At 63.8% G+C, this 7,429-nt stretch carries 6 protein-coding genes; 5 read left to right on the top strand and 1 reads right to left on the bottom strand.

What is annotated here, in order from left to right; genetic code table 11:
• Positions 1–144: 144 nt before the first annotated feature.
• From ACVOLS_RS20970 to ACVOLS_RS20960, 3 genes are all read left to right on the top strand, one after another.
• Positions 145–1,266, top strand: a complete 1,122-nt coding sequence (locus ACVOLS_RS20970; protein WP_481547230.1) for a PLP-dependent cysteine synthase family protein — start codon at positions 145–147, stop codon at positions 1,264–1,266.
• 34 nt (positions 1,267–1,300) lie between these two features.
• A complete protein-coding gene (locus tag ACVOLS_RS20965; protein WP_481547229.1) occupies positions 1,301–3,331 on the top strand; it encodes a M3 family metallopeptidase in 2,031 nt (676 codons plus the stop codon).
• 79 nt (positions 3,332–3,410) lie between these two features.
• On the top strand, positions 3,411–3,758 hold the full coding sequence (locus tag ACVOLS_RS20960) for an SH3 domain-containing protein (protein ID WP_481547228.1): 348 nt from the start codon (positions 3,411–3,413) through the stop codon (positions 3,756–3,758).
• Between the two features lie 337 nt (positions 3,759–4,095).
• On the opposite strand, the gene ACVOLS_RS20955 is transcribed toward ACVOLS_RS20960, so the two are convergent.
• Positions 4,096–4,695 (bottom strand): lipocalin family protein, encoded by a 600-nt coding sequence (locus ACVOLS_RS20955; RefSeq protein ID WP_481547231.1) that lies wholly within the window; start codon positions 4,693–4,695, stop codon positions 4,096–4,098.
• A 136-nt stretch (positions 4,696–4,831) separates the two neighbouring features.
• On the opposite strand from ACVOLS_RS20955, the gene ACVOLS_RS20950 reads away from it, so the two are divergent.
• Both ACVOLS_RS20950 and ACVOLS_RS20945 read left to right on the top strand, forming a co-directional pair.
• Positions 4,832–5,149, top strand: coding sequence for a hypothetical protein (locus ACVOLS_RS20950; RefSeq protein WP_481547227.1), 318 nt, complete (start codon positions 4,832–4,834; stop codon positions 5,147–5,149).
• Positions 5,150–5,217: 68 nt separating this feature from the next.
• On the top strand, positions 5,218–7,317 hold the full coding sequence (locus ACVOLS_RS20945) for a prolyl oligopeptidase family serine peptidase (protein WP_481547226.1): 2,100 nt from the start codon (positions 5,218–5,220) through the stop codon (positions 7,315–7,317).
• Positions 7,318–7,429: the final 112 nt, after the last annotated feature.

The following is a 7,429-nucleotide window of genomic DNA, read 5'->3' as shown; positions in this document are numbered from 1 at the left end:
ATAAATTTTGCTCTCTGCCGGTGGTTTTTTTGCTTTACCACTCCCGCTTGGTTGGCGGGGTCCAAAAACAACCCCATCACCTCCCCCGGGTTTTTGCCCAACCAAGTAGAATCCACACCAGCATTCACCAAGAAGTGGCGATCCATGTCCCAGCGTGATTGGGTGGCGGCGGCCATCCACAAGATTGAAGCCGACTACAACCGTTCGGCCGATACCCATCTGATTCCCGTCGATCTGCCGGGCTTCCCCGGTATCGATGTCTATCTGAAGGATGAATCCAGCCACCCGACCGGCAGCCTCAAGCACCGCTTGGCGCGCTCGCTGTTCCTCTACGCGCTGGCCAATGGCTGGTTACGCGAGGGCCGCCCGGTGATCGAGGCCTCCAGTGGCTCCACCGCAGTGTCCGAAGCCTACTTCGCGCGCCTGCTGGGCGTGCCGTTCATCGCGGTGATACCGGCCAGCACCTCGCCGGAAAAAATCGCTGCCATCGAATTCCACGGCGGCCGCTGCCATCTGGTGCAGCGCGCCTGCGACCTGAATTGCGAATCCGAACGGCTGGCGCGTGAAACCGGCGGCCACTTCATGGACCAGTTCACCTACGCCGAGCGCGCCACTGACTGGCGTGCCAACAACAACATCGCCGAATCCATCTTCAAGCAGATGGCCGAGGAGCCGCATCCGGTGCCGGAATGGATCGTCTGCAGCCCCGGCACCGGCGGCACCGCCGCTACCCTTGGCCGTTACGTCAGCTACCGCCGCCACGACACCCGCATCCTCTGTGCGGACCCGGAAGTCTCAATCTTCTACGACGGCTACTGCGCCGCGCTGGAAGGCCGCGACTGGCGTGACATGACCTGTGAAGGTGGCTCGCGTGTGGAAGGCATTGGTCGTCCGCGCGTGGAACGCAGTTTCATCCCGACCTGCGTCGATGCGATGGTGAAGGTGAGTGATGCGCTGAGCCTGGCTGCGATGCGCCATGTCAGCGCCACCCTGGGCCGCCGCGTTGGCGGCTCCACCGGCACCAACTTCATCGGTGTGTTGTACGCCGCCCAGCAGATGCGCGCTGCCGGCCGTGATGGCTCCATCGTCAGCATCCTCTGCGATGCCGGCGAACGCTACGCACACAGCTATTACAACCCGGACTGGTACAGCCAGCAGGGCATCGACGTGGTCGAAGCAGACGCCGTGGTAGCCACGGCCGTGGCCGGGCAGGGCATGCCGGCCCTGCCTTGTGCCTGGCTGGAAGCGTCGCCATATCAGGTCTGATGCCGGCGCAGCCGGAACTGTTTGAAGGAATGTCGTGAACACCACCAATCCCCTGCTCGATTTCTCCGGCCTGCCGCGTTTCGACGCGATCCACGCTGAACACGTCACCCCGGCCGTCGATACGCTGCTGGCCGAGGCCGAAGCGGCGGTGAAAGCTGCCGAAACCGTGGCGCCGGTGAGCTGGGAGAACTTCGTGGTGCCGCTGGACGATGCTACCGAGCGCTTGTATCGCGCCTGGGGCCAGGTCTCGCACCTGCAGGCGGTGGTCAACACGCCGGAGTTGCGCGAGGTCTACAACGCCAACCTGCCCAGGATCAGCCGCTTCGGCAGCTCGGTCGCGCAGAACCCGGCGCTGTATGCACAGTACAAGCTGCTGGCTGCCGCACCGGAAGCTGCAGGCTATGACGAAGCACAGCGCAAGGCGCTGGAGAATGCATTGCGCGACTTCCGTCTCGGTGGTGCCGAGCTCGACGACGCCGGCAAGGCGCGTTTCGCCGAGTTGCAGGAAGAGCTGTCCGGCCTGCAAGCCAAGTTCTCGCAGAATGTGCTGGATGCCGGTGATGCATTCGCCCTGTACGTGGATGTGGCCGATGACCTGCTGGGCCTGCCCGATGACGTGATCGCCAGCGCCCGCGCCGCCGCGCAGAAGGATGGCCGCGAAGGCTACAAGCTGACCCTGCAGATGCCGTGCTATCTGCCGGTGCAGACCTATGCCGACAACCGCGCGCTGCGCGAGCAGCTTTATCGCGCGCATGCGATGCGCGCATCGGAGTTCGGCGATGCGGCCTTGGACAACACCGGCAATATTGATCGCATCCTCGCGGTGCGCAACGAACTGGCCGCATTCCTGGGCTTCGACAACTACGCCGAGTATTCCATCGCCACGAAGATGGCCAGCGACGCACCGCAGGTGTTGAGCTTCCTGCGTGATTTGGCTGCACGCGCCAAGCCGTATGCACAGCGCGACCGTGCCGAGCTGGAAGCCTTCGCCCATGACGAACTGGGCATGGAAGAGCTGCAGGCCTGGGATCTGGCTTATGTGGCCGAGAAGCTCAAGCAGGCGCGTTACAGCTACTCCGAGCAGGAAGTGAAGCAGTACTTCACCGAGCCCAAGGTGCTGGCTGGCCTGTTTGGCGTGATCGAGCGCCTGTACGGCCTCAAGGTGGAACAGGACAGCGCTCCGGTCTGGCACGAAGACGTGCGTTTCTACCGGCTGGTGAACGCCGATGGCGCGCTGGTCGGACAGTTCTACATGGACCTGTACGCACGCGAAGGCAAGCGCGGTGGTGCGTGGATGGACGATTGCCGCAACCGGCGCGTCACCGCAGCTGGCGTGCAGACGCCGCTGGTGTACCTGGTCTGCAATTTCGGCAGCGGCAGTGACGGCAAGCCGGCGACTTTCAGCCACGACGAAGTCACCACCGTCTTCCACGAAATGGGCCACGGCCTGCATCAGCTGCTGACCCGCATTGGTGAGCTGGCAGTTGCCGGCATCAATGGTGTGGAATGGGATGCGGTGGAACTGCCCAGCCAGTTCATGGAGAACTTCTGCTGGGAGTGGGAGCAGGTGGAAGCGATGACCGCGCATGTCGACACCCGCGCGCCGCTGCCGCGCGAGCTGTTCGACAAGATGCTGGCGGCGAAGAATTTCCAGAGCGGCATGTTCACCGTGCGCCAGCTGGAGTTTGGCCTGTTCGACATGCTGCTGCACAGCCAGTACCAGCCTGAACAGGAAAGTGTGCTGCAGCTGCTGGAACGCGTGCGCGGCGAGGTGGCGGTGAACATCCCGCCGGCCTGGAACCGCTTCGCCAATCAGTTCAGCCACATCTTCGCTGGCGGCTATGCGGCCGGTTACTACAGCTACAAGTGGGCCGAGGTGCTCAGTGCCGATGCCTATGCCGCTTTCGAGGAAGCACCGGGCGCCTTGGCCGAGACCGGCGCACGCTTCCGCGATGAAGTGTTGTCACGCGGCGGCAGCCGCAGCGCGGCTGAGAATTTCCGCGCCTTCCGTGGCCGTGAGCCGCAGATTGACGCCTTGCTGCGACATAGCGGCATGACTGCCTGAACAGCGACCGCGGCCGGGACTGGTCAGCCGCGGCGATGAGGGTCAAGCTTGGGGATACGCATTCCCCAAGCTTGACGACATGCCCCGGCTAATCACCCGCATCGCAGCCTGCGCGGCCATCATCGGCGCGGTGCTGTGGTTCCAACCGCGCATCAACGAACCCGCCGCCCAGGTCAGCAATGGCTTGAACCTGCGCAGCGCGCCGGATCAACGTGCCGAGCGCCTGGCGGTATTGCCGGTGGGCACCACGGTGGAAGTGCAGCGCTGCCTGGCCGACCTGCAATGGTGCAATGTGCGTGCAGACGGCAAGAGCGGCTGGGTAGCGGCGGATTACCTGATCGCACGCAGCGACGGCAAGAAGGTCAAACTGGCCGAAGCCGGCAAGCAGCTGGGTGTAGTCATAGAGACCGCCAAGCCAGGTGGCTGACGCCGCACCTGTAGTGCCGAGCCATGCTCGGCTGGGGCGTTACACAAATGCAGGTAGAGCCGAGCCATGCTCGGCTGGGGCGTTACACAAAATGCAGGTAGAGCCGAGCCATGCTCGGCTGGGGCGTTACACAAAATGCAGGTAGAGCCGAGCCATGCTTGGCTGGGGACATTACCGGCAAAGCCTCTGCCGAGCATGGCTCGGCACTATGCTTTGCCCCCTCCCTTGCGCCGAAGGCGGAGGGGAGGGTTGGGGAGGGGTGGCACTTCGCCGGCTGCATTAGCGTCAGCTTCGCGGCTTACGCCGCTCCTACAACGGCAGAATCAAGCCGGCCCTGTTACTTCTTGTTCGGCACTTCAAAACCCAGCTTGTCCACCTGCTGCGGGTGCTGTGGCACGCGCTTGAGCTTGTCGGTGTTGACGTCGTACTTGTCACGCAGGCGCGTGGCCAGCTGGCGGTAGGTGGCGTTGTCCATGTCCGGCTCGCGGGCGAAGATCCAAGCCATCTCACGACCCGGGTAGCCGATCAGCGCCCAGGAGTAATCCGGAGCAACCTCAAGGACGCGCGAACGGGTGGGTACGACCCGGTAGAACCAGGTGCGCCAGCTGCGGTTGCCGCTTTCTTCGTCCACCTTGGCGCGGATTTCGATCTCCTCTTCCGGCTCGGCAAAGCCCTCGCGGAACTGGTAACGGATCGATACCTTGTTGTCATCGCGCAAGGTATAGGTGTTGACGCTGGCCACATGGCCGCGCTCGATGAAATTCGGCACCCGGCCGATCACATACCAGCGGCCCATGAAGCGCTGCAGGTCGATCGGGCCCTCGGCGATTCCCTCCACCGTCGTCGTCGCCGGCGCAGCCTCCTGTGCAAGAGCCGGGCTCAGCGGCAGGGCGAGACTCAACAGCATGGCGGACACAAAGAGGGGAATCGGTCGCATTACGGGTAAGGCACCTATGAAGGTCAGGGCTGCATGTTCGACGGGCAGTGATGCGTCCGTCAATGGCAGGTCGCAGTCTATGAGATGGCGGCCGCCGAGGATGCACTCCAACACAGCCATGTTGCCGGAGAACGTCATGACCAAGCCGCTCGCATCGTCATCCCGTCGTAACGCGCAGGACGCGCCCGACCCGCAGGTGTTGCGCTGCGTCAGACAGGCCGCCCTGGCCGGCCTGGCACTGGTGCTGGTGTGGCCGGCGGCGCGCGGCCACAGCGACTGGATCGGCTGGTTGCCGTTGTGGCTGCTGGGCATGCCGCTGAGCGCCTGGTGGGCCTTGTACCGCTTTCGCCTACCCGCAGCATGGCGGAATCGCCACGCCAAGCCGCGCAAACGCGGCCCGCAGGCCACCCGTGGCCGTCGCCCGGCCCGGCGGCGCCTGCCACAGGCGGCCTGACCTTCGACACGTGGGGGTGGGCAGGGGGCTGTGGTAGCGTTCGCGGCTTATGATTGCATGGAGCCAACATGTCCCGACTCACTTCTGCCTGCCTTGTGGCGGGTCTGCTTTCTTCCGGCTTGGCCGGGGCCGCCATGGGCGCTGACGATTCCCAGGACAAGTACGCCTGGCTGGAAGACGTCACCGGCGACAAACAGCTGGGCTGGGTGAAGGAGCAGAACGCCAAGTCCGAAGGCCGTCTGGCCGTGACCCCGCAGTTCAAGGCAATGGAAGCCGGTATCCGCGAAGTGCTGGATTCGGACGCCAAGATCCCGGGTGTCGAGAAGATTGGCGATTACTACTACAACTTCTGGAAGGACAAGCAGCACGAGCGCGGCGTCTGGCGTCGTACCACCATGGTGGAGTACCGCAAGGCCGAGCCGCTGTGGGAAACCGTGCTGGACCTGGACGCGCTGAACAAGGCCGAGGGCGAGAACTGGGTATGGCACGGCGCCAACTGTCTGCGCCCGGAGTACAACCGCTGCCTGATCGCGCTGTCGCGCGGTGGTGCTGACGCCGATGTCACCCGCGAGTTCGACATCTCCAAGAAGGATTGGATCAAGGACGGCTTCTTCCGTGCCGAGGCCAAGGGCGGCCTGGGCTGGATCGACCAGAACAACGTCTTCGTCTACACCGACTTCGGTCCGGGCTCGATGACCACCTCCGGCTACCCGCGCGTGGTCAAGCGCTGGCAGCGCGGCACCCCGATCACCGCTGCCACCACGGTGTACGAAGGCACGCCGGAAGACATGTACATCGCCGCGATGCACGACGATACGCCCGGCTTCGAGCGTAACTTCGTCAGCCGCACGATTGCCTTCTACAACAACGAACTGTTCCTGATCGGTGCCGATGGCAAGTTGACCAAGGTCGACGCGCCGAACTCGGCCGAAAAGGGCATCCGCCGCGAATGGTTGACCCTGGAGCTGCGTGAGCCGTGGACCGTAGGCGGCAAGACCTATACCGCCGGTTCACTGCTGGCGACGAAGTTCGATGACTTCATGGCCGGCAAGCGCGAGTTCGACGTGCTGTTCGCACCGACCGACACCACTTCGCTGGCCGGCACCACCTGGACCAAGTCGCACGTGGTGCTGAACGTGCTGGACGACGTCAAGAATCGCCTGAAGGTGCTGACCCACGGCAAGGATGGCTGGGTAAGCAGCGATTTCACCGGCGCACCGGCCTTCGGCACCATTGGTGTTGGCGCGGTGGACGCGGATGAAAGCGACGCGGTGTGGATGACCGTGACCGACTACCTGACCCCGACCACCCTGGCCCTGGCCGAAATCGGCAAGCAGCCGGAAGTGCTCAAGACCATGCCGGCGTTCTTCGACGCCAGCGACAAGGTGATCGAGCAGCACTTCGCCACCAGCAAGGATGGCACCCGCGTGCCGTACTTCGTGGTGCACGACAAGGCGATGAAGCTGGACGGTTCCAACCCGACCCTGCTGTACGGCTACGGTGGCTTTGAAATCTCGCTGACCCCGGGCTATTCCGGCGGCATGGGCCGCGCCTGGCTGGACAAGGGCGGCGTGTACGTTGTGGCCAACATCCGCGGCGGTGGCGAGTACGGCCCGCGCTGGCACCAGGCCGCGCTGAAGCAGAATCGTCACAAGGCGTATGAGGACATGGCGGCGGTTGCGCAGGATCTGGTCACCCGCAACATCACCTCGGCCAAGCACCTGGGCGTGCAGGGCGGCAGCAACGGCGGTCTGCTGACCGGCAACATGCTGACCCAGTACCCGGAGCTGTTCGGTGCGGTGGTCATCCAGGTTCCGCTGCTGGACATGAAGCGCTACAGCCACCTGCTGGCCGGCGCCTCGTGGATGGCTGAGTACGGCAACCCGGACACGGCCGATTGGGACTTCATCAAGACCTTCTCCCCGTACCACCTGTTCGACCCGGCCAAGAGCTATCCGCCGGTGCTGTTCACCACCTCCACCCGCGATGACCGCGTCCATCCGGGCCACGCCCGCAAGATGGCGGCCAAGATGATCGACGCAGGCAAGGACGTGACCTATTACGAGAACATCGAAGGAGGTCATGGTGGCGCAGCGAACAATGCGCAGGCCGCGCATATGTCGGCACTGGCTTACAGCTTCCTGTGGGAGCAGCTGAGCAAGAAATGATGCTTGGTTTGAAGTGATGCAAAACAAACGCCACCGAAAGGTGGCGTTTGTTTTTGCTTTGCTTTTGCTTAAGCCCCTCTCCCGCTTGCGGGAGAGGGGTTGGGGTGAGGGG

Source organism: Stenotrophomonas sp. STEN038, assembly GCF_056759895.1.
This window is presented reverse-complemented; position numbering and strand designations above follow the sequence as displayed.

Bases quoted from the DNA above. Each gene is read 5' to 3' on its own strand.
- ACVOLS_RS20955 (WP_481547231.1), bottom strand. From the start codon at position 4,695: ATGCGACCGATTCCCCTCTTTGTGTCCGCCATGCTGTTGAGTCTCGCC.
- ACVOLS_RS20960 (WP_481547228.1), top strand. From the start codon at position 3,411: ATGCCCCGGCTAATCACCCGCATCGCAGCCTGCGCGGCCATCATCGGC.
- ACVOLS_RS20950 (WP_481547227.1), top strand. From the start codon at position 4,832: ATGACCAAGCCGCTCGCATCGTCATCCCGTCGTAACGCGCAGGACGCG.
- ACVOLS_RS20970 (WP_481547230.1), top strand. From the start codon at position 145: ATGTCCCAGCGTGATTGGGTGGCGGCGGCCATCCACAAGATTGAAGCC.
- ACVOLS_RS20945 (WP_481547226.1), top strand. From the start codon at position 5,218: ATGTCCCGACTCACTTCTGCCTGCCTTGTGGCGGGTCTGCTTTCTTCC.